The sequence below is a fragment of the Aureivirga marina genome, from assembly GCF_015767265.1.
Classification (GTDB): domain Bacteria; phylum Bacteroidota; class Bacteroidia; order Flavobacteriales; family Flavobacteriaceae; genus Aureivirga; species Aureivirga marina.
In genome coordinates this window covers 60,704-87,322 of record NZ_JADPIB010000009.1, presented here as the reverse complement: position 1 = coordinate 87,322, position 26,619 = coordinate 60,704, and the positions used below count along the sequence as shown (strand labels likewise).

General features: G+C 31.8%; 11 protein-coding genes and 2 pseudogenes. 2 read left to right on the top strand and 11 right to left on the bottom strand.

The window, feature by feature from the left end:
* Positions 1–461 precede the first annotated feature (461 nt).
* From I1A51_RS16105 to I1A51_RS16095, 3 genes are all read right to left on the bottom strand, one after another.
* Positions 462–2,063: an OmpA family protein gene (locus I1A51_RS16105; RefSeq protein WP_196895804.1), complete on the bottom strand. Its 1,602-nt coding sequence runs from the start codon at positions 2,061–2,063 to the stop codon at positions 462–464.
* Between the two features lie 20 nt (positions 2,064–2,083).
* Complete coding sequence (locus tag I1A51_RS16100) at positions 2,084–2,998, bottom strand: PorP/SprF family type IX secretion system membrane protein (RefSeq protein WP_196895802.1); 915 nt, start codon at positions 2,996–2,998, stop codon at positions 2,084–2,086.
* A 74-nt stretch (positions 2,999–3,072) separates the two neighbouring features.
* Complete coding sequence (locus I1A51_RS16095; protein WP_196895799.1) at positions 3,073–13,731, bottom strand: T9SS type B sorting domain-containing protein; 10,659 nt, start codon at positions 13,729–13,731, stop codon at positions 3,073–3,075.
* Positions 13,732–14,158: 427 nt separating this feature from the next.
* On the opposite strand from I1A51_RS16095, the gene I1A51_RS16090 reads away from it, so the two are divergent.
* On the top strand, positions 14,159–14,569 hold the full coding sequence (locus I1A51_RS16090; RefSeq protein ID WP_196895797.1) for a BrxA/BrxB family bacilliredoxin: 411 nt from the start codon (positions 14,159–14,161) through the stop codon (positions 14,567–14,569).
* 66 nt (positions 14,570–14,635) lie between these two features.
* Here the strand turns inward: I1A51_RS16090 and I1A51_RS16085 are convergent, their stop codons facing one another.
* Positions 14,636–16,309: an ABC transporter ATP-binding protein gene (locus I1A51_RS16085; RefSeq protein ID WP_196895794.1), complete on the bottom strand. Its 1,674-nt coding sequence runs from the start codon at positions 16,307–16,309 to the stop codon at positions 14,636–14,638.
* A gap of 541 nt (positions 16,310–16,850) precedes the next feature.
* On the opposite strand from I1A51_RS16085, the gene I1A51_RS16080 reads away from it, so the two are divergent.
* A complete protein-coding gene (locus I1A51_RS16080; RefSeq protein ID WP_196895792.1) occupies positions 16,851–20,114 on the top strand; it encodes a M4 family metallopeptidase in 3,264 nt (1,087 codons plus the stop codon).
* A gap of 75 nt (positions 20,115–20,189) precedes the next feature.
* Here the strand turns inward: I1A51_RS16080 and I1A51_RS16075 are convergent, their stop codons facing one another.
* The 7 genes and pseudogenes from I1A51_RS16075 to I1A51_RS17780 all read right to left on the bottom strand — a co-directional run.
* Positions 20,190–21,734 carry a glycine--tRNA ligase gene (locus I1A51_RS16075; protein ID WP_196895790.1) on the bottom strand — a complete coding sequence of 515 codons (1,545 nt, stop codon included), beginning with the start codon at positions 21,732–21,734 and terminating at the stop codon, positions 20,190–20,192.
* A gap of 219 nt (positions 21,735–21,953) precedes the next feature.
* Positions 21,954–22,565 (bottom strand): tRNA (guanine-N1)-methyltransferase, encoded by a 612-nt coding sequence (locus I1A51_RS16070; RefSeq protein WP_196895789.1) that lies wholly within the window; start codon positions 22,563–22,565, stop codon positions 21,954–21,956.
* Between the two features lie 85 nt (positions 22,566–22,650).
* Positions 22,651–23,178, bottom strand: a complete 528-nt coding sequence (locus I1A51_RS16065) for a CvpA family protein (protein WP_196895787.1) — start codon at positions 23,176–23,178, stop codon at positions 22,651–22,653.
* A gap of 45 nt (positions 23,179–23,223) precedes the next feature.
* On the bottom strand, positions 23,224–24,585 hold the full coding sequence (radA, locus tag I1A51_RS16060) for a DNA repair protein RadA (RefSeq protein ID WP_196895784.1): 1,362 nt from the start codon (positions 24,583–24,585) through the stop codon (positions 23,224–23,226).
* Between the two features lie 111 nt (positions 24,586–24,696).
* A complete protein-coding gene (locus tag I1A51_RS17790) occupies positions 24,697–25,077 on the bottom strand; it encodes a hypothetical protein (protein ID WP_449500866.1) in 381 nt (126 codons plus the stop codon).
* A 150-nt stretch (positions 25,078–25,227) separates the two neighbouring features.
* A pseudogene (locus I1A51_RS17785) lies at positions 25,228–25,542 on the bottom strand (ATP-binding cassette domain-containing protein); the annotation flags it as partial.
* A 183-nt stretch (positions 25,543–25,725) separates the two neighbouring features.
* Positions 25,726–26,556: pseudogene (locus I1A51_RS17780) on the bottom strand (ABC-F family ATP-binding cassette domain-containing protein); the annotation flags it as partial.
* Positions 26,557–26,619: the final 63 nt, after the last annotated feature.

The window sequence follows — 26,619 nt, the reverse complement described above, 5'->3', positions numbered from 1 at the left end:
AAAAATTTTTATATATCATTTAATATGATATATTTGTATATATATAATCATTGTTAGTGTAAAGATATGGAAAATTCATCTAAAATTTAGACTAACAGCAGTTGCACAGATAAAAAAGCATGGAGTTATGTAACTTCTAAATTCAATGATTATACAACACTAAAATAGACAGCTTATAAGCTTGAAAAGATGGGTTGCAAACAAATTGAAATTTATTGCAAAATAAATTTGAAATTCAGATATAGCAAAGAGAGAATTTCATGAATGAACAAAAAGTATTTAAGTAATAAAAAATGTCTAAAAATCCCAATTTTAAGACAAGAAGTTTGTATTCTACCCTATCTCAATGACCAGTAATTGACAGATTACTGGTTTTTTCATTCAGTAATTTTATACAATAAACAAAAAAACCTGAGATTACATCTCAGGTTTTTCATTAGATAATACAAGTAAACTATTTATCATTCCCCTACAACAACAAACTCAGTTCTTCTGTTCATTTCTTGTTGCTCCTCTGTACATTTAGCACCTTTTACACAACCATCAACTGGGAATTTGTCTCCGTATCCTTTTCCAGTTAATCTATCCATTGCAATTCCATGAGCAACTAAATATTTCACTGTAGACATCATTCTTTCGTCTGATAATTTTTGATTATAAGCATCTGAACCTCGAGTATCTGTATAAGAACGAACATCCACACGAATCGTTGGATATTTTTTCATAATTTCCACTACTCTATCAAGTTCTTTTGCTGCATCTGGTCGGATATTATACTTATTAAAATCAAAGTAGATTTTGTTTGTATTAATATACTTCACACCATCTTTCATCATAAACTCATTTGGTTGTAAAATAACTTCAACAATATGAATTTTATCTTCTTCAAATGTTGTACTTAATTGATCATGGCTTGGAGAATGAAGATCCGCAGTTGTATGAATATCATAAATTGCATCACACTCTACATCAATTATAAACCCACCATTAGAACCAGTATAAACGCTCATATCTTTATTTCGCTTATGTTTAGGTTCGTGATGTTTATGTTTTTTATGATGTAATTTTACTAAAGCTCCAGGAAGAATTGGCCCATTTGCTTGTTTTACAATTCCTCTAACTTGCTGTGTACAAACGAATACAATTGGGCTTTCTTCTTCAAAATAATAAATATCATCGCTTCCAACTCCTCCTTTACGATTCGAAGAAACAAATCCCATATCTTCATTAGCATCAATAAAAAAGGCAAAGTCGTCTGCTATTGAATTAATAGGAGTACTTAATCTTTTTGGTTTACTACAATCTCCATTTGGATACACTCGAACTCCAAACACGTCTAAACCTCCTAGACTTTCTTTTCGATTAGAAGAGAAATAAAGTACATTGTCTTCTCCCATAAAAGGAAACATTTCATTGTATGGCGAATTTACATTTGTTCCTAAATTAATAGGCTCTCCTAATTCACCATCTTCTAAAATTTCAGCGATGTAAATATCAGTTCCTCCATGCGAACCTGGCATATCAGAAATAAATAATAATTTTTTTCCATCAGGAGTTACCATAGGATGTCCTACAGAAAAATTTGGATTATTAATATCTAAAGATTCAGGATCTCCAAAATCACCATTTTCTTTAATCTTTACTTTATAAATTTGAAGTTTATTCTTATGGTTTTTAGATTTTTTAAACTTCTCATCTAAGTAATTGTTACTTGTATAATAAAGCATTGATCTATCTGGTGTAACAGTTGCAGAGGCAACATGAAATTTCGTATTTATCTTCTTAGGAAGTTCTTTAATACTTGCTATTTCACGAGCATTCGGCATCCATTCACCTTTAAAAAGTTTAAGATAAGGCTGGCCATTTTTACTCCATTTCCTATCTTGAACACTTCTTACCTTTCTGGCCGAAGTAAATACAACCGTATTTCCATCTAGAAAGGTAACTCCAAAGTCAGAGTTTTTAGAATTCATATCTAAAAGTTTGACTTTGTATTTACCTGTTTCCTGAGCACACATACTATACGCAAAAAACAATGTAATAATGAATATAATTTTCTTCATAAAACAATTAATTTTAATATTTAGAAAAATCTTGGACTATAAATATTTGTTCTACTAAAGTTGAATAACAACACAATTTCATGAGATCCTGAATTGTAACGTCCAAGATTATTTAGTGTATAGTCATATGCATAAGCTACTTTAAACCCAGGAGATAAATTAAACCCAGCTAAAGCCGTTATTGCATCATTCCAACGATAAGCCATACCAAACTCTACTTTGTCTTGTAAAAGCACGTTAGCAGCTAAATTCCAAGTCAATGGACTTCCTGCTGAACCTCTTACTAAAGTCGATGGTTTGAATTTTAAATCTTCTGTAATATCAAATACATATCCTCCAGTTAAGAAATAGTTTGATTGTTCAGATGCATTTGAAATAATTCCATCTGATTTTTCAAAGTGTTTATTTTCTAACAAATTTGGAATCGAAAAACCTACATACCAACTTTCTGTATGTATAAAAGTACCAACTCCTAAATTCGGATAAGCTTTACTGACATTTTCATCAAATAATGGATCATTTTCATCCAGTGTCGTAAGTGATAACAATCCAATATCTTGGAAAGTCACTCCAGCTTTTAATCCTAAAGCTAATTTCACTTCATCTGAAAGAAATAAAGTATAAGAGAAATCTCCATAAAGGTTTGTTTCTTTTACTGGACCTATTTGATCATAAACTCCAGAAAAACCTAAACCTACTCTATCTCCAACTGGCGATTGTACGACAACTGTTGCTGTTCTTGGTGCACCTTCCATGCCAACCCATTGAGTTCTTCCTAAAATCCCTACACTAAAATCTCCTGAGGAACCAGCATAGGCAGGATTCACAACATTCATATTATAGTAATATTGTGTATATTGAGGATCTTGCTGCGCAAATATTGTCAACGGCAGAAAGACGATAATTCCTAACAGTAATTTTTTAATTTTTTTCATAAAATCAATTTATATGGTTATGAAATGAAAGAGAGTAACCAAAGAGTATAGCTACTCTCTTTTCAGAATTCTTTTTATTTATTTAAATACACCCAACCTGTTTGTGGTTTTCTATTATTATTATTGAAATTAATCACATAGAAATACGTCGCAGCTGGTGCCGTCTCGCTTGAGCTCAATGAGAAATCTCCATCATAGTACCCATCCCACCATTTTGGTGTTTGATTTGGATTACCATTATGCGCATACTCATAGATTTTATTTCCATTTCTGTTATAGATTTCATAACTAAAGTTTGGATATAATACTTGAAGGTATTTGATCTCAAATACATCGTTTATACCATCACCGTTTGGTGAGAAACCATTAGGAATTTCTAATTTTATGATTGGTTCGATAACTATTTTCGCATAGTCATCTTCGAAGATATCTCCGTTATTTGGTGTTGAATCAAAATCAAATTCATCCACAAATACTACCTCAGCAATATTTTCGTAATTACCTGTTGGCTGTACAATTACTTTTACAAATAATAATGCTGTTGCTCCACTTTCGATGAAATTAATATTCCAAATTCCAGTGCTTTCGTTATATGTACCATTAGTTGTTGAAGCTTCTACAAACATGAATCCTGATTCGATATAATCATAGATTTGTAAGTTATTAGCATCACTTGGTCCATCATTTTTAACTTCCACTGTGAAAGTGATTTCTGTATTTGCGTCTGGATTAAAGTTGTCAACTGTTTTATTTAATGAGATATCAGCTGTTCTGATAGGATAAGTTTCTACACAAGACTCGTCATTTGCAGGATCTGTATCTTCTTCAAATACATTTGTTACTGCTGCACAGTTTACATACTCATCAATTACATCATTAATTGGAAGTACTTTTGCTGTGATTGAAAGTCCTTCGCTCGCATCCGCAGGAATAATTCCAACAATCCACTCACCACTCACTTCATCATAAACTCCTACCGAAGCATCATAACTTACAAACTCATATCCTGTTGGTAATAAATCTGTAATAATTACTGCTGTTGCTTCACTTGGTCCTTCATTTGCTACTACAATATTGAACACTACATTATCTCCAACATAAGGAGTTTCATTGTTTACTGATTTTAATACGAATAAATCAACAAGTGGAATTGGCACAATGTCAACCACACAAGCTTCATCATCTTCAAAATCACTGTTATTATTAATTGTAGAATCAATATCTTTTTCATTTAATCCTGTAATAGCAGAACAGTTAATATAGCTTCCTTCAGGTTTTACTGTTGCTTCAATTTGAAGTGTTACAGAATCTCCTGCAGCTAAAATTCCAATATCCCAAGAACCAGTATATTCATTGTAAGTTCCAGCACTTGGATTTGAAGCTACGAAGTCAAATCCTGTTTCTAATAAATCTGTTACAACTAAACCTGTTGCCATACTTGGACCATCATTCGTTACAGTTAATGTAAAGAATACATTCATTCCAACATATGGAGTTAAATTGTCAACAACTTTTTGGATACTTACATCTACAACTTGTGTTGGATAAACTTCCACACATGCATAATCATCTTCTAATGGATCTTGGTTTCCATTGTTTGGATCAGAATCTGGATCAAATTCATTTGAAGCAATTACTTCCGTACAGTTTGTATATTCTGCCTGTGTTTTATCTGGAGTAACTGTCGCAACAATTGTTAATGTTTCAATTGTTGGTCCATTTGCTTCTACATAAGGAATTGTCGTAATTGACCAATCACCTGTTCCATTATCATATGTTCCATTTGTAACTGTGTGTGATACATAATCGAATCCAATTGGTAATAAATCAGAAACTAAAACATCTGTAGCATCACTTGGTCCACTATTTACTAATTTGATTGTAAATGTTACATCAGTTCCAACATCTGGAATTTCATTATCAACTTCTTTGAAAATTGATAAATCTGCAACTTGGATTGGCACTAAAGTGATACAATCTTCTAAAATTGGTGAGTTTGTATCTTCATCTGAAGTAATTGTCACACAGTTTTGATATTCATCAATTGTTCCAGTTGTTTTTTCTACTTTCGCTGTAATTGTCATTACTGCTGTATTATTAGCAGGAAGTAAATCAAACAACCAAACATTTGTCAATGGATCAAATTGTCCAACAGAAGGTGCAGTACTTACAATTGTAAATCCTGTTGGTAATAAATCTTCTAATTGAACTTGTGTCGCATCACTTGGTCCAGCATTGAAAGCTGTAATAGTAAACACAACATTATCTCCAACAAATGGTGTTAAATTATTTACAGTTTTAGTAACATTTAAGTTCACCACTGGAATTGCGTTAATACTAACTTCTGTAGTATTGTTTTCCCAAAGTGGATCTACTTGATCTAATTGTGTAATCTCAGTGATGTTAGAATAATTTCCTTCTGGATTAACAGTTGCTTCAATTTCTAAGAATTTAACTTCACCAACAGCAAGACCTCCTACATTAAATAATCCAGTTGCTGGATCATAATTTACTCCATCTGTTATATGACCTACATATGTAAATCCTGTTGGTAATAATTCATTAACTAAAACTCCTGTTGCATCACTTGGTCCACCTTCTAAAACATCTGGGAATTGTGTAAGATCAAGTGGTGTTGGATTCGCAACTTCAATTAAGAAGAATACATTTGATCCAACTTCAGCTTCTGTAATTAAGTTTGGTGTTCCAGCTTGTGGATCATCAAATACTTGTTTTACAATTTCTAAGTTTGAAATTGGATTTGGATACGCTTCTTCTTCCGCTGTATTATTTGTTTCATCTAAATCAACCTCAACTGGAGCTCCTGGAGCATCAATTAAAGTAATTGTTGTGAAATTCTTTAATAATGGTGAATCTCCATTTGCAATTCTTACAGTTGTAAAGTCACTTTCAATAAATAGAAGAACTGTATAAACAACTTCCTCTCCTGGTTTTAAGTCGAAAATACTTTCATTAATATTTCCTGAACCAACTGTTGTTGGAATTGTTGGTGTTCCTGTTACAGAAGTAACTTCCCAGAATGAAATACTAGATTCAGCTGGTGCATCATTTGCAATTTGCACTTCTGTAGCTGTACTTGGTCCATCATTCTTAACTCTAATTTCATATTCGATTTCCGTTCCAGCAGTATAAACTACGATTCCGTCTTCCATATGAACTTTAATATCCGAAACTTGTGTTGGTAATGTGTCTTCACAGATATAATCATCTTCTAATGGATCTCCATTTCCTGGAGTAGAATCTGAATCAGTTTCATTTACATTTACAATCTCAGCACAATTTTCATAACTAATTACAGTTCCTGCTGCATTTCCATCATTTACAATTGCTGTAAGTGTTAATACCATTGTTGCATCTTTTGGAAGTGCATCTACTAACCAATAATTATCTTGATCTGTATTATCTCCATCATTATCATCTGGAATAAATACTCCCATTGAAGGATTTGCACTAACAAACGTATATCCATTTGGTAAATAATCTACAATTTCTAAACCTGTTGCAGTACTTGGTCCGTCGTTTCCAACTGTAATTGTAAATACAACTTCCTCTCCTACATTTGGCTCATCATTATTTACTTGCATGATAATTCCTAAATCAACAATCGCTACTGGAGCTGTATTATCCTCTACAATGTTATTTGTTAAATCAGGATCTGTTTGGTTTAATGCTACAATTGCAGTTACATTAGAATAATTTCCTGAAGCATTTACTTGTGCTACAATATCAAATCCTTCTGTAACTCCTTCTGCTAAATATCCTAAATTCCAAATTCCTGTTGCTGGATCATAAGTTCCTGCACCTGTATCTGAAACATAAGTATAACCATCAGGTAATAATTCCTCAACTAAAACTCCATCTGCATCACTTGGTCCAAAGTTTACAACTTCAATTGTAAATGTCACATTATCTCCAACATTTGGTGTTGCATTATTTGAAACTTTTGTAATCTCTAAATCCGAAACTGGATATGGATGATCTGTATCAACATGAGTACTATGTTGAGGTTTTAAATTTAATGTTGCACTTGTTGCAGTTACTTCAAATTCTAAATTTGGTGAAGCAGCATTTACAATTGTGAAATCACTTTCAATAGCTAATTTCGCTTGTAATACTAATTTTTCACCTGGATCAAAATCTAAAGTTCCTCCAAATGCAGCCGCATCTAAAGTAATTGGTCCTGTCAATGGTGTTGCAGGCAATCCTAATCCTGTCATATCTACAGAAGTATCAGGATTTACAACAGTTAAATCAGTAATTTCCGTTCCTGCTGGAATTTCAATTAATATTTCTGTATCTAATGCTGGACTTGGTCCTTCATTTTCTAAAGTAATAATGTAAATATTATCATCTTCAGTTGGAGAACCTGCTGCTCCTGTTCCTGCTGTATATTTTGTTTTATTATCTGTTGCTTCAATTTTCAATGTTGCATTTTGAACTGGAACTAATGGGATACATTGTTCGTTTACATCATGCTCGTTTGAATCAATTGTTGCACAAATATCATATTGGTCAAGAATTCCTTGATCTCCATTTACTAATACATTAAATGTCAACACTTCTGATTGTCCACTTGGTAAATTTCCTACATCCCAAATTTGTAATGCATTATCCCAAGATCCTGCCGAAGGTGTATCATTAATATATGTATAACCTGGTCTAATAATATCTAAAACTTGAACTCCTGTTGCCGTACTTAATCCATTATTTACAATTTCTACATTAATTGTAAGTTCATCTCCTGCAAATGGAGCTGTATTATTTACAGTTAAACTAACAGCCAAATCTACATTTGGTGTAACAGTTAAACCTGCTTCTACAACATTGTTCCCCCAATCTGGATCTGTCTGATTCAATCCTAAGATTTCAGTTACATTAGAGAAATTTCCTGTTGGTTTAACAACTGCTTGAATTTCTAATGATTTTAAATCTCCATTTCCTAATGCTCCAAAATTCCATACTCCAGTTTCTGGAGAATAATTTGTTGGTGGATCAAAGAAAATATTATGATTAACATAAGTATATCCATCAGGAAGAAGTTCATTTACAAAAATTCCATCTGCATCACTTGGACCATTATTAGAAACTTCAATCAAGAAATACACAGTATCTCCCGCTTCTGCTTCTGTTATCAATGTCGGTGTTCCTCCTTGAGCATCGTCAAAAATTTGTTTAGCAATAACTAAATCCGAAATTGGATTTGCTCCATCAATATCACTTGCAATTGCAGCTCCTGGATTTGGATTTGGTAAATCACTTGTTGCTTCTACAGTAACTTCTAATTCTGGTGCAGTAATATTATTGATAGTAAAATCGCTTGGAATAATCAATTCAAACTGAATTTCTATCATTTCACCTGTATCAAAAGTAACTCCTGGTAAACTTGCTGGATTATTAATTAAATTTTCCGCTTGAATTTGTGTAAGTGGAACAGCTAAGTTTGTTAAGATTGTGATATTTCCAATAGAAGTTCCTGGAGGAATTGTAATATCTGTATCAATTTCTCCAACTAAACTTGGTCCAATATTTTCTACTTGAACAACATAAGTGTTTGGAACTCCAGCCGTATATGTATCTTGATTATCTGTAATTTGCGCAACTAAATTAGCTACTTGACTTACAGTTAAATCAATCACAGCTTCTCGATCTGGTGCTTGTGGATTAATTACTTGTGGAGGAGGTGTTCCATCAATTCCTGCAACTGCTACAAAATCATAAGCTGCATCTGGTAAAACCTCAACAAGCATTTCCATATTTACTGTTGTATTCTTTTGAAGATTTCCAACAGTCCATGTATCTAATCCATCGAATGCTCCAGCAGAATTATCATATTTATAATTCAATCCAGAAGGAAGTGGAATATCTACTTCTACTCCATGCGCATTACTTGGTCCTTCATTCTTTAAAGAGAAAGAAATCAAAATTTCATCTCCAGCATTTGGAGTTGCATCAGAAACTGTTGCTTCTAAATATAAATTGATTCTCTTCACCGCTTCTACATGTGTAGTTGTTTCATCATCCTCAGAAGGATCGAAATTGTTTGGTGTAGAATCTATATCCTCTTGATCTGCGGCAACAATTTGTGCCATTAAGTTATAAACTCCAGAATCTAAAACAGTCATCGTGATTATTAAATCTTCTGAATCACCTGCTGCAATAGTAGGAATTGTCCAAGCTCCTGCATCTTCATTATATTCTATAGAAGGTGTTGCAGAACCAAACTCATATCCTGAAGGTAATAAATCACTTAAAATTACATTTGTCGCTTCACTAGGTCCAGCATTATCAACTGTAATTGTATAAACTACAACATCACCAACATCTGGTGTTGTGTCTGAAATTAAAGCTGAAACAGATAAATCAATAATTTGATTTGGAGCTAAAAGTAATTCAACACTATCATCCTCATCTGGTAAAGTCGCATGGTTATTTGGACTAGAATCTGGATCATCAATTGGTGTTGTCATCGCTTCTAACTGACTAATGAAAGAATAAGTTGGTGCATCTGGTAAAACTGTTGCAACAATTGTTGTTGAAACTACTCCACCTGCCACTAAACTATTGATATCCCATTGTGGGAAATCTGGACTTGTAGAAGTCATTCCATTTAATGCTGCTTCTACATCTAAATCACCAACATCACTTGGTCCTTCATTGATTAAAGTTAAAGTGAATGTTACATTATCTCCTACATTTGGTGTTGGATTATCCACTTCTACAAATAAAGCTAAATCCGCTATTGGATCTGGATTAGGAACTGGGCTTAAAGAAGCTTGATTACTTAATGCTGAAGAATCCAAATCATTATCTGGTGAAGATGTAATTTGAATCGTATTTCCATAGTTTAAAGCTCCTGGAAGAATTAAAGCTTCTACTGTTAAAGTTTGCTCTTCTCCTTCTGCTAATGCTCCAATAAACCATTTATTCACTCCTGGATCATAATTAAATGAACCTTTATCTGCTTGATAAGCTACAAACTCATATGCTGCATTATTTAAAATATCCTCAACAACAACTCCAACTGCATCCGTTGGTCCGTCATTTCTTACAGTAATTGTAAATTCAATTGGTGTTCCAACATATCCTGGTGTAGCTGGATTCGCTGTGTAAGCAACAATCATTGGATCTGTTTGAAGAACTGGTGTTGCTGTAAACGAACAATCTCCCGCACCACTACATACTGGAGTAGGATCAATTGTTGCAGTTGAAACTTCAAAATACTGAATTAAATTATCAGTCATATCACTAGGAACAGCAATACTAATTGTATAAGTTACATCATCTCCTGATGGTAAATCAATTAAATCTGTAAACATTCCTGTTCCATTATTTCCACCTGCTGTTGCAGTCCAAGAAATATCTGCTGGATCAATATTGATTGGAAGTGGCGCAATAATTTGCACATCTTCTGCATCATTTGGTCCATTATTCGTAACTACAACTGTATATTGGAAAGGTGTTGCACTTCCTGGTGTAAATGTTGCAGGATATGTAATTGCAACATCAATATCTGCTTCAACTATTGTCTGTCCAGCTTGATTATTTTGTGGAACGTTATCATTTTCATTTCCAAAAATTGTTGCAACATTCATATAATTTCCTGTTGCATCAATAATCGCTCTAATATTTAATGTTTCAGCAGCAGCATCATCTAAATCACCAACTGACCAAACTCCTGAAGTATAATTATAATCAGGATCAAATTCTGGATCTCCAACAGTATAAGGAAGAACTGTATATCCAGAAGGAAGTAAATCTTGTACTGAAACTCCTGTTGCAGCACTTGGTCCATTATTTTGAATATTGATTTCAAAAATTAAGATTTCTCCTTGAACATAATCAGGAGCTCCTCCAAATTCATCTGTTGGAGGATCGAACCAAACTTCTAAATCTGTAATTGGATTTGGTAAATTTGTATCAAATGCAACATTATTATTTGTGTCTTGCTCAAATGTTGTTGTTGTAACAGAAGCATCTACATTCAAGTTTGGTGTGTCTCCTGCAACTAACGTATAATTTGATGGAACATCTATTTCAATTTCTAAAATTAAAACTTCTCCTGCTGGGAAGGTTAATCCTGTAATTGTAAATCCATCATCAATTGTTCCAGGGAAAGAAGGTACAATCGTTCCTGGATCTGTTGCATGTAATCCAACTGAAGTATAAATTAATTCTGTTGTATATGGTCCATTAATAATTTCTAAGAAATCATTAAATGTTATCGTTACATTTTCTGCTTCACTTAAACCTGTGTTTTGAACAGTTACAATATATATATTTGGATCACCAGCAGTATATAACTCTTTATTATCTGTGATTGTTATATCCATATTTGCAACAGGAACTGGCACAAGTGTTGTTGAGATGTAATCATCTTCTACATTTGCAGCAGGATCTGTTCCACTTGTTGGAGGTGAACCTGGATTGTTTAAGAAATCTGAATCTAAATCTGGATTTGGTGCAGATAAAATTTCTGCCCAGAAATCATAGTAATCTATAGGAGCAGCTCCATTTGGTAATCCTAAAACTTCAAAAGTAAATGTTTCTGAATCAGAATCTCCAGAGTTTAATGTTGCAATTGGCCAAGGACTTAAAGAAGTTGTTGCAGGTGTAAATCCTAAACCATTTCCTTTTCCAAAATCAACAATTATATTTGAAGCTAAAGAATTAGAAGGACCATTATTTGTTAAAGTAACAGTAATTTCAACATGTTCTCCTACTTCTGGATTTTGATTACTTACTGTAAAAGTCATATCTAAATCACTCGCCGCAGTTGGTGAAATATTTGGCATACTACCAAAATTGATATTATTTCCTAAATCATCACCACCAAATGTGTTTGGCGAATAATCTAAACTTCCAGTATCTGTCTTAATTTTTAACTTAAGTTCAATTATCTGATTCTCTCCTGCAATTAATGTGAAATTATCCCATTTATCTGTAGAAGAATCATAAGTACCATCAAGGAAATTATAAGCTAAAATATCATATCCATCAGGAACTAATTCATCAACTGTAATAATTCCTGAATCAGCATTTCCTTGATTTGTAATACTTACAATTAAATCCATTTCTTCTCCATAATAAGTTGCAGTAGGAACAGGTTCTAAGAAAGAAATATCTCCTTGTAAATCAACTATTGGAGGAAGCAAAGCACTGACAGCATTATTGGCATAATCCCAATCAAATTCTTGCATAAATGCTTCACCAACAAACTGGTAATTTCCACTAGAATTTCTATTTAAAAATAATGTAAGTTCGACATCATTTCCTGGATTTAAAGATCCAATTGTCCAAACTCCATTATAAAAAGTTCCAGCCTCAGCATTAAATGAATCTAACTCAAATCCTGAAGGAACAAACAAATTAGCATAAAGCTCTGTAGCACTAAGTTGTCCGTTATTCTGAATTTGAAAAGTAATTTGATAATCCGAAGTCGGATTTCCATCTGTAAATAAAGATGCATTAAATTCAATATCTGTATAATTCGGTGCAAAATCATGTGTAATACTCTGGATTATCCCATAAGTAGTTTGTGTAGAAACAACATCTACATCAAAACTATCATCATCATAATAATCTCCATTTGTATTCGCATCAGACGGTTCTTTTAGATAAACTGGAATATTTAATACAAAAGTAGCTCCAGCAGCGATTTCTGGCACATTCACTTGAGCTGGATTTCCAATTATCACATTAGGAATTCCACTAAAATTAGGTGCTAAATCATCTCCAAAAGTTAAATCTACATCTATATCTGCAATTGCAACAGGAGAAGTATTTTCAACAGCCAATGACATCATTGCAGTTTCTCCAATTGAAGTAACTCCTCCACTTGTAACATATGTTGTAAAAGTTGGATTTACAACTGTATATTGCATAGAATTAGTAAAGTTACATTCTGAATCCGTTTCATCATACATAATACCTGTCACCTCAACATTCTTTGTTCCAGCAGTTGTAAATGTATGCGCAAAAGAATAAGGAGTTTCATTAACATCGATAGCAACTATAGTTCCATCAATTGTCCAAACTACATCTTGGTAAAAACGAATGTCATCTAATCCCCAAAAAGCATTTGTTACTCCATCAATTGCTTTCTGTTTCCATCTAATAGCTGTATTTGCAGTTTGAGCAGCAGCAGGTAGAGCAACAACATACTTATTCCAGTCATAATACTCATTTCCTGTAACTCCCATATCAGATGGATCGTACTCCATAATATTATTCCAAGATGTTCCTCCATCCGTAGAGTATTGTAAGAAAATCCCATGACCAGAATCAAGGAATTCACAATCTACTCCTGAATCTAGTACACCTTCAGCAAATTTCATATAGAAAGTTACCATTGCTCCACTTCCAGAAAAATCATAAGATGTTGTGGTAAGTGCTCTTGGATCAGATGTATTCACAGCATCTCCAAACCAATAAAAATCACCTCCATTATAAGAAGGGTCACACATAGAGTTTGTGTGCATTCCTGGAGTTCCTTCAGTAGCTACCCAACCTGTCGGCATTGTGCTCATATCATATCCTCCCTGCTCATCTAGTAAACTAAATGTAGCATCCGTTTGAACTGCTACAGGACTCTCAGGTGACGCCGTGACTTCAGTAAAGCACTGTGCATAGACGCCATCATAGAAATAAAAACAAAAAAATAAAAGCAATAAAATCGATCGGCTTTTAATTTTGCGAAAAGTAATATTCTTCATAGTTGAATGATTTAGTTTAACAGTTATATCATTTCATTTAATTAACTATTAGGCAAATCATTCCTTAGGGTTGTACACTTCAATAAAAATACACCTAACAATCTTATTATCAGGTTATTATATTTCACTATACATAAATTTAAGCACTTTTAAAGAGATAAAAAATAATCTTAAAAAGGATAAATTATTTTTACATAATTCACATTTTTTTAAGCTTAATTAATTGATTATCAGTATTTTAATTAAAAAAAAGTGAAAATTTAGCCAAATTTTATATTTTTTTATGATTTTATTTTATACAACTATTTGATTTTAAGGTTATTAGAAATTTAATTATTTGTAAAACAGGCTCTTTTTACAACATTATTATTCCTAAACTTTTATGTATATCTTTGTCTAAATTAATTTGATTTAAAAAACTATATATATGTACCCAGAGGATTTAGTAAAACCAATGCGTGAAGAATTAGTTGCGGCTGGTTTTGAAGAATTACACACTGTAGAAAGTGTAGAAGACGCATTAAAAAAAGAAGGAACAACTTTAGTAATGGTAAATTCAGTTTGTGGTTGTGCTGCTGGAACAGCTAGACCTGGAGCTATCGCTTCTACGTTCAATGACAAGAAGCCTACGCATTTAACAACTGTTTTTGCAGGAGTTGATAAAGAAGCTACAAACAAAGCTAGAGAATTTATGGTTCCTTTCCCTCCTTCTTCTCCATGTATCGCTCTTTTTAAAGATGGAAACTTAGTTCATATGTTAGAAAGACACCACATCGAAGGAAGATCAGCGCAAGCAATTGCTCAAAATTTAGTTGCTGCTTATGACGAGTTTTGTTAATCTAAACTCTTAAATCATATAAAAAGTTTGTTCTATTTAATTATGGAACAAACTTTTTTTATTTTATCAAATTCCTTTTGGTATCGAATCTATCAAGCGTTTTGTATAAGAAGTTCTCGGAGAATCATAAATAATATCTGCATCTTCTTTTTCTTCAATTTTCCCTTTATTCATCACAATTAATTGATCTGACATATATTTTACAACTGCTAAATCATGTGAAATAAATAAGTAGGTGAAATTAAATTTCTCTTTTAATTCATTTAATAAATTCAAAACCTGAGCTTGTACAGAAACATCTAAAGCTGAAACAGATTCATCGCAAATAATAATTTTCGGTTGTAAAGCAATTGCTCTTGCAATTCCGATTCGCTGTCTTTGACCTCCAGAAAATTCGTGTGGATATCTATCGTAAAATTCTCTTTTTAATCCAACTCTTTCCAATAAGTTTAAAACATATTCTTTTCTTTCTTTTTTTGAATTTAAAACTTGATGAACTGTCATCGTTTCCAAGATTGCTTTTCCAATTTTCATTTTTGGATTTAAAGAAGCAAACGGATCTTGAAAAATCAATTGAATATCTTTTCGGAATTTTTTAAACTGATTCCTATTTAATTTTGAAATATCTTCACCTTTATAATATATAGAACCTTCAGTAGCTTTTTCTAAATGTAAAATTGTTTTACTTAAAGTCGATTTTCCACAACCAGATTCCCCAACCAATCCTAATGTTTCTCTTTCAAATAATTTAAAAGAAACAGAATCTACAGCTTTGATTTCTTTTTCTTGCTTTCCAAAAAACGATTTCTTTGGCTGAAAATATGTTTTTAAATCTTTCACTTCTAAAATTGGCTCTTTTTCATACATCACTTTTTGTCTTTCTTTTCTTTCTTCAGAAGTAAAAATTTCCTTATTTACATTATCATCAATAAAATCAGAAACAGTTGGCAATTTTTTTAAGCGAACCTCTAATTTCGGACGAGAATTTATCAACGCTTTTGTGTAATCTTCTTTTGGGTTTTCAAAAAGTTCTTTTGCAGAATTATGTTCCACAACTTTTCCTTGTTTCATCACTAAAACCTCATCAGCTATTTCTGAAATCAAACTTAAATCATGCGTAATAAAAATAATGCTCATCTGCATTTCTTGTTGTAACGATTTCAACAAATCAATAATTTCCTTCTGAACCGTTACATCCAAAGCCGTTGTTGGTTCATCTGCAATCAACAATTTTGGTTTACATGCAATTGCCATCGCAATCATCACTCTTTGTTTTTGTCCACCAGAAATTTCATGCGGATATTGATTAAAAATACTTTCTGGTCTTGGAAGTTTTACTTTTTCAAATAAAGAAATTACTTCTTGTTTCGCTTCTTTTTTTGAAATATTCTGATGTCTTTGTAAAATTTCAACAACTTGTCTTCCACATTTCATACTTGGATTTAAGGAACTCATCGGCTCTTGAAAAATCATAGAAATTTGATTTCCTCTTAAAGTTTGCATTTGTTTTTCGGAAAAATTTAGAATGTTTTCACCTTCAAACAAAATCTCTCCTGTCACTTCTGCATTTTTTGGAAGTAATTTTAAAATACTTAAACTCGTAATCGATTTTCCACTTCCTGATTCACCAACAATTCCAAGAATCGTGTTTTTAGATAAGTTAAAATCTAAATTTTGAATTATATGTATTTTTTGATTATGTTTTTTAAATTTTACGTTTATTTTATTTAATAATAACATGAATTTGTTAAAAATATAGTGTAAGTGTTAAAATTTAGTTAATTATATTTCAAAATATTGTATCTTTATGTAAAGATTTGAATATGAGAGAGTTCTGAAATCAGTTATTTATAGTTAAACAAAAAATGATTTTGGCAGAGCTTTAAATCCTCTTCGCTAAAATAACCAATCAAATGAAAAAAGAAAAGGTATTTTAATCAGAGATTCAAAAGAAACAATTAAAATATTTTTTGAAAATTTTAGTAAAAATTTTCTACGTTCTATCATGTTTTATAAATATTACACACTTCTATTTTCTTAATGGAAGTGTGTTTTTTTTGCCAACCCCAAAACGCAAAAAGCATTCCTATTGTTATGGTTATTTTAAAATACATCTGATTTTATTTTGATAATTGTTCCATATTTCAACAAGTGAATTTATACGATACTAGGATCCAATTTATAAATTCATCATAATACAGCGCGCAATTTCGAAATTAGAATGATTTAAAGTAAAAGCAGATTGTTTAATTGTTTAACATTCAAATTTTTTTAAATCAAAATGAAAAAAAACTACGTAAGTCCCTTAGTTTTTTCTCTTTTCTGTGCATTCTCCCTAACTGTTTCTGCACAACAAAGAGATGCTGTTAAAAACCAACATACAGATGCATTCGGGACACCAAAGTTTATCAACTTCCAAGAAGATGTAAACTTATCTCAAAAAAACATTCAATCAGCTTTTTCAGAATATCTGAAATTAAATCCTGAAGACACATTTATTAAAATCAAACAATTTAATGATGATCTTGGTTTCATCCATGAAAAATACCAACAATATTACAAAGGTATTAAAGTAGAATTTGCTACGTATTCTGCTCACTTCAAAAGTGGAAAACTAAATTCTATGAATGGTGAAATGTATCGTATTAAAGACTTAAACACTTCTCCTTCTATTTCGGCTTCACAAGCTTTTAATAATGCTTTAAGACATATTGGAGCTACAAATTACCTTTGGGAATATCCGCAAAGTGCGAAAGCAATGGATAATTATGAAAAACCTCAGGGGGAACTTGTAATTATTCCTAATTATGAAACTGTCGAAAATGGCAGAGATATAGAGGATAATGTAAAATTAGCTTTCAAATTTGATATTTATGCGACAAATCCGCTTAGTCGTGGAGATGTTTATGTAGATGCACATACAGGAGAAATTATTCTTTATAATGCAACTATTAAGCATGCAGGTGAATTTGGACACACAGGACATAATCACGCAACGGAAGTAGCAACTGTTCCTAATTATGAACCAATGGATGAAGCTCCAATGGCAGTAGCTTCTGGAACAGCTCAAACAAGATATAGTGGAACACAAACTATTACTACAGGTACAAGTGGAGGAAATTATATCTTAAGCGATTCTGGTAGAAAAGTATATACTAGAGATGCTAAAAATCAATCAACGGCAGGGTATCCGTATGTAAATAATTATAATCAATTTACTGATAATGATAACAACTGGACAACTTCAGAGCATAGTCCAGGAAAAGATGATGGAGCTTTAGATGCTCACTGGGGAGCAATGAAAACTTATGATTATTTCCAAGCAAAACATAACAGAAATAGTTTTGATGGAAATGGCGCTCAAATTAGAAGTTATGTTCACGTTTCTTCAAATTATGACAATGCTTTCTGGAATGGTTCTGTAATGTCTTATGGAGATGGAAGTTCTAATGGAAACGAAGGAAATGGATATTTCGATATTTTAACAAGTATTGATGTAGCAGCACATGAAATCGGTCATGCTGTTTGTACGTATACTGCAAACTTAGTTTATCAAAGAGAATCTGGAGCAATGAATGAAGGTTTCTCTGATATTTGGGGAGCTGCTGTAGAAGTTTATTCAGGAGCTACAGATAGCGATAAAGATGAGTGGCTAATTGGAGAAGAAATTGATAGAAGAAGTGGTTCAATCGCTTTACGTTCAATGAGCAATCCAAAAGCAAAAGGACAACCAGATACTTATGGTGGAACTTACTGGAAAAATGTAAACTGTGGAACACCTACACAATCTAATGATTATTGTGGAGTTCATACAAATAGTGGAGTTTTAAATCACTGGTTCTATATTCTTTCAGTAGGAAAATCTGGAACAAATGATAATGGTGACAGTTATAATGTAACTGGAATTTCTATTGATAAAGCTGCTAAAATTGCATATCGTTTAGAAAGCACTTATTTATCTTCAAATTCAACATATGCAGATGCTAGAACTTTCGGAATTCAATCTGCACAAGAATTATATGGAGCAGATTCTCCTGAAGTAATTGCAACAACAAATGCTTTTTATGCAGTTGGAATCGGACAACCTTATGGAGATAATACTTCTAATTATTGTAACTCAAAAGGAACAAATGTTAGTGATGAATATATCAACAAAGTACAATTAGGTTCTATCAACAATACAAGTGGATCTAATGGTGGATATGCTGATTTCACTTCAATGTCAACAGATTTAGGTAAAGGACAAAATTACACAATCACAATCACTCCAACTTGGACAGGTTCTGTATATAGCGAAGCTTATGCTGTTTGGATTGATTACAACAATGATATGGATTTCAGTGATGCAGGTGAATTAGTTTGGTCTAAAGCTGCTTCTACAGATACTCCTGTAAGTGGAACGTTTACTGTTCCTACTTCTGCTACATCTGGAGAAACTAGAATGAGAGTTTCTATGAAATATAATGGAATTCCTTCTGCATGCGAAACATTTACTTATGGTGAAGTAGAAGATTATACAGTAAATATTGGAAGTGGTGGTGATACGCAAGCTCCTTCTGCTCCAACTGGATTATCTGCTTCTGGAACAACACAAAATTCAACAAATTTATCTTGGAATGCATCTTCTGATAATGTTGGTGTAACTGGTTATGATGTTTATAGAGGAAGTACAAAAATCGCTACAACTGCTAGTACTTCATATACTGCTTCGGGATTATCTGCAAGTACAACTTATACTTTCAGAATTAAAGCTAAAGATGCTGCAAATAATATTTCAGGATATAGCAATTCTGTAAACGTTACTACTTTATCAAATACAACTTCGTATTGTTCTGCAAATGGAACGAACACAAGTTATGAGTATATTGATTACGTAGGATTCTCAGGAATTGCAAATACTTCTGGAGATAATGGTGGATATAAAGATTTCACAAACCTTTCAGCTTCTGTTGGAAGAGGTGGTTCATATACACTTTCTTTAAGAGCTGGATTTAGTGGAAGTGCTTATACTGAAAACTGGAAAGTATGGATTGATTTTGACAAAGATGGAAGCTTCGAAGCTAGCGAAGAAGTTGCATCTGGATCTTCTTCAAGTACAAGTACAGTTAATCATACTGTAAACATTCCTTCTTCTGCTGCAACAGGAACAACAAGAATGCGTGTTGTTATGATGTATGGAAGCGGAACTGTTTCAGCTTGTGGAAGTTTCCAATATGGTGAAGTAGAAGATTATTCTGTTAACATCGCTAGTTCTGCAATTGCTGGAATTTCAACAATGGATACACAACATTATGAAATTGGATTTGAAGCTCCTAATTTCACTTTAGAAGTTTATCCAAACCCTGTAACATCTGGAGAAATCAGTATTTATACAGGAGAACGTAGTGAAACACATTTCACTATTACAAATCTATTTGGACAAGTACTTAAATCAGGAAAAGTAACACAAAAACCAATTAGTGTGAAAGATTTAAATACTGGTGTATATATGATTAATGTTAACGATGAACAAAGAAGCTTAACGAAAAAACTTTTCATTAACTAACCATTTTTAACTAGATAAAAAAAAGGCTTTTCGAATATTTGAAAAGCCTTTTTAATTATAAATATATTTTAAAATCTAAATTTTTTGTAACCATTTACGCATTGAAACTTCTTCTTCAATAATAGAACGAAGTTCAGAAATTGGTACACGCTTTTGCTCCATCGTATCTCTATGACGAATTGTAACTGTATTATCTTCTAGAGTTTCATTATCTATAGTAACACAATAAGGTGTTCCAATTGCATCTTGCCTTCTATATCTTTTACCAATCGCATCTTTTTCATCATAAGCTACATTGAAATCGAATTTCAAATCATCTACAATTTTATGTGCGATTTCAGTTAATTTCTTTTCTTTCTTCACTAATGGTAGAACAGCAACTTTATAAGGAGCAATCACTGGTGGTAAATGTAAAACTTTTCTTACTGTGCCATCTTCTAAAGTTTCTTCTTCATAAGAATTTGAGAAAATAGCTAAGAATAAACGATCCAACCCAACAGAAGTTTCCACTACATAAGGAGTATACTTCTCTTTTGTTTCATCATCAAAATACTGAAGTTTCTTTCCAGAATGTTCTTCATGTGCTTTTAAATCGAAATCTGTTCTTGAGTGAATTCCTTCTAATTCTTTAAATCCAAATGGGAATTTAAATTCAATATCTGCTGCTGCATCTGCATAATGCGCTAATTTCTCGTGATCATGGAAACGATAATTTTCTTTACCTAATCCTAAAGATAAATGCCAATTTAATCTGTTTTCTTTCCATGCTTCATACCATTTCTTTTGTTCTCCTGGGCGAACGAAAAATTGCATTTCCATTTGTTCAAACTCACGCATACGGAAAATAAACTGGCGAGCTACAATCTCATTTCTAAAAGCTTTTCCTGTTTGTGCAATTCCAAAAGGAATTTTCATTCTACTTGTTTTTTGTACGTTTAGGAAGTTTACAAAAATACCTTGCGCTGTTTCAGGTCTTAAATATAAATCCATCGCAGAATCAGCAGAAGCTCCTAATTTAGTTCCAAACATCAAGTTGAATTGCTTCACTTCTGTCCAGTTTTTAGAACCAGAAAGTGGACAAGCAATTCCTAATTCTTCAATTAAAGCTTTTACATCTTCCAAATCTTCATTTGTCAAAGATTCTCCTAATCTCTTTAAAATTTGATCTTGTTTTGCTTTATAATCTAAAACTCTCTTATTAGTTGCAACAAATTCCTCTTCATTAAAAGCATCTCCAAAACGTTTTGCAGCTTTTTTGATTTCTTTCTCAATTTTAGTGTCAATCTTGCCCACATAATCTTCAACCAAAACATCTGCTCTGTAACGCTTTTTCGAATCTTTATTATCAATCATTGGATCGTTAAAAGCATCTACGTGGCCCGATGCTTTCCAAGTTGTTGGATGCATAAAAATTGCAGAATCTAATCCTACAATATTTTCATTTAATTGCACCATTGCTTTCCACCAATAATCTCTAATGTTTTTCTTTAATTCGATTCCGTTTTGAGCATAGTCATAAACTGCACTTAAACCATCGTAAATTTCACTTGATTGGAATACATATCCATATTCTTTCGCATGTGAAATAACTTTTTTGAATTGATCTTCTTGTTTTGCCATATAGCAAAGAGTTTTTTAGGTATTAAGATTTAACACTATATTTTCAAGGATTTCTCCTTTTCTGAAAATTTTTTATTCTTTCATTTTAAATGAAGGTCAAAATTAAAAAGAATTATGTAAAAAATACTTCTATATAAAAACTTAATTCTTCTTTCTTCCTTCAGAAATAAAAAAAGGCCTCTAAATTTTAGAGACCTTCTTTCTTTTTTTAATTTCTTATTAAGAAGCTGCCTTTTGTTTGTTTATTTCATCTTGCAGTTTTCTCATGATTTTTTGCTCGCGTTCTAAAGCTCTTTTTCTATGTGCATCGAATTCTTCTTGAATTTCTTCTAAATCTTTCTTTGCTTGAACAGTTACTACATTACTGCTTTTAAATTTAGAAATAAAGAATAATAATAAGATTAAAAGAATTACAACAATTGACCACATAAAAGTTTTATAAGAACTTTTTGTCATTTGCATTCCAATAAATGTAATGCTATCTTTTTCTTGATTAATTGAAGATAATTTTCCATTCGTATTATCTAACTGCGATTTCAATGAAGAAATTTCGCTTTTTTGTTTATCAACAATAACATTTACTTTATGTAATTTTTCTTGTGATAATTTTAAACTATCTAGTACGTGATTTTTCAGCTGATTTAACCAACTTCTTTCAACTACTTTAAATTGTTTATAATTATTTGATTTAAGAATAACATAATCAAATTGATTCTTGATTGTTCCTTTATTTAGCGATAATCCGTCTGTCGTCTGTGTCTCCTGCGCTGCTAAATTTCCAATTAAAAAAAGTGTAACAACAAGTGTGAAAAAATATTTCGATAATTTCATTTTGAGGTGATTAAATTTTATTTGCTAAACGCAAAAATATAAACAATATTCTGTTTGTCAAGTGCTTTAACAGTAGAATAATTTGTTAAATTAATTTTCCGGGTTTTTCTATGTGTTTTTCCATGTGTTTTTGAATCTCTGACTCAATTGTTGGGAAGATTGCTGGCGCAATTCCTTTAATAGGTTTATACAAAACAGAATCTTCTAAAGTATCCTGAGAAACAAAAGGAATATTAGAATTTATTTTATTAAAAATAAATAGTATTCCGCTGATAATTACTGTAATTTTAATAACGCCAAAAACTCCTCCAAGAATACTGTTTATCGTTCCTAAAGATAATTTATCAGCAAATTTAGTAAATAGCTTTCCTAATAATAAAATCACCGTTACAATCACAGCAAACGTAACAATATAAGCTAATGCAGTTATATATTTTTGTTGCCATTCTAAAAATCCCAATAAACTTTCTACAATACTTGAAAATAAAATCGCTCCTAAAACTCCTCCAACTAAAGATGCTAAAGATGCGACTTCTTCAAATAAACCATTCAGATTTCCTCTAATAAAACCTGTTGTCATTAATACAAGTGCAATAATATCAAATAGATTCATTTTTTATTTTTTTATAAAATTCATTTTTCAATCTTCTGTAAAACATTAAAATAATGCATTATAAATATCCTCGATTTTAGAAACCTGAATAATCTGAATTCCTGTATTTGTTACTGTCAATTTGTTAAATCTTGATACAAAAATTCGATTAAATCCAAGTTTTTCTGCTTCTAAAATTCGTTGGTTTACTCTCGGTACAGGACGAATTTCTCCTGAAAGTCCAATTTCTGCTGCAAAACAATAGTCATGCGGAATCGGATCATCTTCATTAGAAGATAAAATTGCTGCAATAACTGCCAAATCAATCGCTGGATCATCCACTTTTATTCCTCCTGCAATATTTAAAAAGACATCTTTTGCTCCCAATCTAAATCCAGCTCTTTTTTCTAAAACAGCTAAAAGCATATTCATTCTTTTTAAATCATATCCTGTTGCAGAACGTTGAGGCGTTCCATAAACTGCTGTACTAACCAAAGCTTGAATTTCAATCATCAATGGTCTTGCTCCTTCTAAAGTTGCAGCAATTGCAGTTCCGCTCAAAGATTCATCTTTTTGAGAAATCAAAATTTCAGATGGATTGGAAACTTCTCTTAGTCCAAAACTTTGCATTTCAAAAATTCCCAATTCTGAAGTCGATCCAAAACGATTTTTATTCGCTCTTAAAATTCGATAAGTATGATTTCTATCTCCTTCAAATTGCAATACAACATCCACCATATGTTCTAAAATTTTTGGTCCAGCAATGTTTCCATCTTTTGTAATATGACCAATAATAATCACTGGTGTTGCAGTTTCTTTTGCAAATTTCGTAAGTTCTGTAGTCGTTTCTCGGATTTGTGAAACAGTTCCAGCAGAAGCTTCTACATAATCGGTATGTAAAGTTTGAATGGAATCAATTATCACCACATCAGGTTCTACCTCATCAATTACTTTAAAAATGTTTTGTGTTTTAGTTTCTGTAAGAATCATACAATCTGGATTTACATTTTCCAGTCGTTCTGCACGCATTTTGATTTGCTCCTTACTTTCTTCACCTGAAACATACAACACTTTTTTCTCAATTGACAAAGCAACTTGAAGTAATAAAGTTGATTTTCCAATTCCTGGTTCTCCACCAAGTAAAACCATAGAACCTAAAACAATTCCATCTCCTAAAACATTGTTGAATTCATTGTTCTTCGTGGTAATTCGCTCTGATTTATCATAAGAAATTTCACTTACTTTATAAGCTTTTACTTTTTTAACTTTTGGTTTTTCAGAAGCTACATTCCACGACTTTTTCTCTTCTTTTTGAATTACTTCTTCAACAATTGTGTTCCATTGATTACAAGCTGTACATTGCCCTAACCATTTTGAAAATTGAGTTCCACAATTCTGACAGAAAAAAGCAGTTTTAACTTTAGCCATTTTTATTAAAATCGTTTTGTTTTTGGGTAAAAATAAAAGAAATTGAACTGATTTCAAGAAAAATCCATCAGTTCAATTAAAAAATTACTTATTTCAAAGGAAAATTAAAAATTATTCTCCTTCCAATTTTGAAGAAATTTCAAACCAGCGTTCTTCTTTTTCTTCTATACTATTCATTATTTCTTGTAATTCCATCGAAGTTTTCTGTACATCTTCTACTTCTCCATTTGCAAAAAGCACTTCGATTTCTTTTTTCTTTTCTTCTAAAGTTGCAATGTCTTTTTCCAAATTATCAAACTCTCTCTTTTCATTGTAGCTTAGTTTAACTTTCGTAGTTTTTTCTTTGGCAACTTTTTCTATTTTTTCTTTTTTCGGAGTTTCTTCTTTTGGTGTAGAATCTTCATAAACTCGGAAATCAGAATAATTTCCAGGAAAATCTTCAATTACAGCATTTCCTCTAAAAACAAATAGATGATCTACAATTTTATCCATAAAATAACGATCATGCGAAACCACAATTAAATTTCCAGGATAATCTAATAAGAAACTTTCCAGAACATTTAAAGTCACAATATCCAAATCATTCGTTGGCTCATCCAGAATTAAAAAGTTTGGATTCTGAATTAAAACTGCACATAAATAAAGGCGTTTTTGTTCTCCTCCGCTTAATTTTTCTACATAATCATATTGCTTTTTTCTATCAAAAAGAAAACGTTCTAAAAGTTGAGCAGCTGAAATTTTTCTTCCTTTTGTAAGAGGAATATATTCACCAAACTCTTTAATCACTTCAATAACTTTCTGTCCTTCTTTGATTTTAATTCCTTTCTGTGAATAATATCCAAATTTAATTGTTTCTCCTGGAACAACTTTTCCTGCATCAACTTGCTCTTTTCCTGTAATAATATTTAAAAAAGTAGATTTTCCTGTTCCATTTTTCCCAATGATTCCAATTCTTTCTCCCTTTTTAAAAACATATTCAAATTGCTCTAAAATCTTTAAATCACCATATGATTTTCCAATATTATGAAGCTCTAAGATTTTACTTCCCATACGTTCCATATTGATTTCCAACTGAACGACATGATCTTTTCTTCTTTGGTGTGCTTTTTTCTTAATCTCAAAGAAATCATCAATTCTAGATTTCGATTTTGTAGTTCTAGCTTTTGGCTGTCTACGCATCCAATCTAATTCTTTATTAAATAGATTTTTCGCTTTTTCTACAGAAAGTTGTTCAATAGCAATTCGTTCTTCTTTCTTCTCTAAATAATAAGAATAATTTCCTTTATATCGATATAATTTTCCATGATCTAATTCGATGATTTCATTACAAACTCTTTCTAAAAAATAACGATCATGTGTTACCATGAAAAGTGTCATTTTTTCTTTTGCAAAATATTTTTCTAACCATTCAATCATTTCTAAATCTAAATGGTTTGTTGGCTCATCAAGAATTAATAAATCTGGTTTATTAATCAGTGCGATTGCAAGTGCAAGACGTTTTCTTTGTCCTCCAGATAAACCGCTGATTTTTGTATTAATATTTTCTAATTTAAGTTTAGAAAGAATTTGTTTGTATTGTGTTTCAAAATCCCAAGCATTGTGTTGATCCATCAATTCAAAAGCTTTTTGGTAAGCTTCTTCGTTTTCTGGGTTTTTCAAAGCTTTTTCATATTGTTGAATAATTTTCAACGTTTGATTTTCGGTATGAAAAATAGCTTCTTCAATTGTCAATTCAGGATTAAAAGTATCGGTTTGCGCAAGAAATGCAATCGTAATTCCTTTTCTTGTAATAATTTGCCCTGAATCTGGAGTATCATTTCCAGCAATAATATTTAAAATTGAAGTTTTTCCACTTCCATTTTTTGCTACAAATGCTACTTTTTGATCTTTATTAATTCCAAACGATAAATTTTCAAATAAAACTCGTTCTCCAAATGCTTTGGATATATTTTCAACTGAAAGATAATTCACAATAATCTAATTTTTTACAAAGCTAGTAAAATTAAATTGTTGCTAGAATTTACTTGCTTTGGA

Bases quoted from the DNA above. Each gene is read 5' to 3' on its own strand.
- I1A51_RS16105 (WP_196895804.1), bottom strand. From the start codon at position 2,063: ATGAAGAAAATTATATTCATTATTACATTGTTTTTTGCGTATAGTATG.
- I1A51_RS16100 (WP_196895802.1), bottom strand. From the start codon at position 2,998: ATGAAAAAAATTAAAAAATTACTGTTAGGAATTATCGTCTTTCTGCCG.
- I1A51_RS16095 (WP_196895799.1), bottom strand. From the start codon at position 13,731: ATGAAGAATATTACTTTTCGCAAAATTAAAAGCCGATCGATTTTATTG.
- I1A51_RS16090 (WP_196895797.1), top strand. From the start codon at position 14,159: ATGTACCCAGAGGATTTAGTAAAACCAATGCGTGAAGAATTAGTTGCG.
- I1A51_RS16085 (WP_196895794.1), bottom strand. From the start codon at position 16,309: ATGTTATTATTAAATAAAATAAACGTAAAATTTAAAAAACATAATCAA.
- I1A51_RS16080 (WP_196895792.1), top strand. From the start codon at position 16,851: ATGAAAAAAAACTACGTAAGTCCCTTAGTTTTTTCTCTTTTCTGTGCA.
- I1A51_RS16075 (WP_196895790.1), bottom strand. From the start codon at position 21,734: ATGGCAAAACAAGAAGATCAATTCAAAAAAGTTATTTCACATGCGAAA.
- I1A51_RS16070 (WP_196895789.1), bottom strand. From the start codon at position 22,565: ATGAAATTATCGAAATATTTTTTCACACTTGTTGTTACACTTTTTTTA.
- I1A51_RS16065 (WP_196895787.1), bottom strand. From the start codon at position 23,178: ATGAATCTATTTGATATTATTGCACTTGTATTAATGACAACAGGTTTT.
- radA (WP_196895784.1), bottom strand. From the start codon at position 24,585: ATGGCTAAAGTTAAAACTGCTTTTTTCTGTCAGAATTGTGGAACTCAA.
- I1A51_RS17790 (WP_449500866.1), bottom strand. From the start codon at position 25,077: ATGGATAAAATTGTAGATCATCTATTTGTTTTTAGAGGAAATGCTGTA.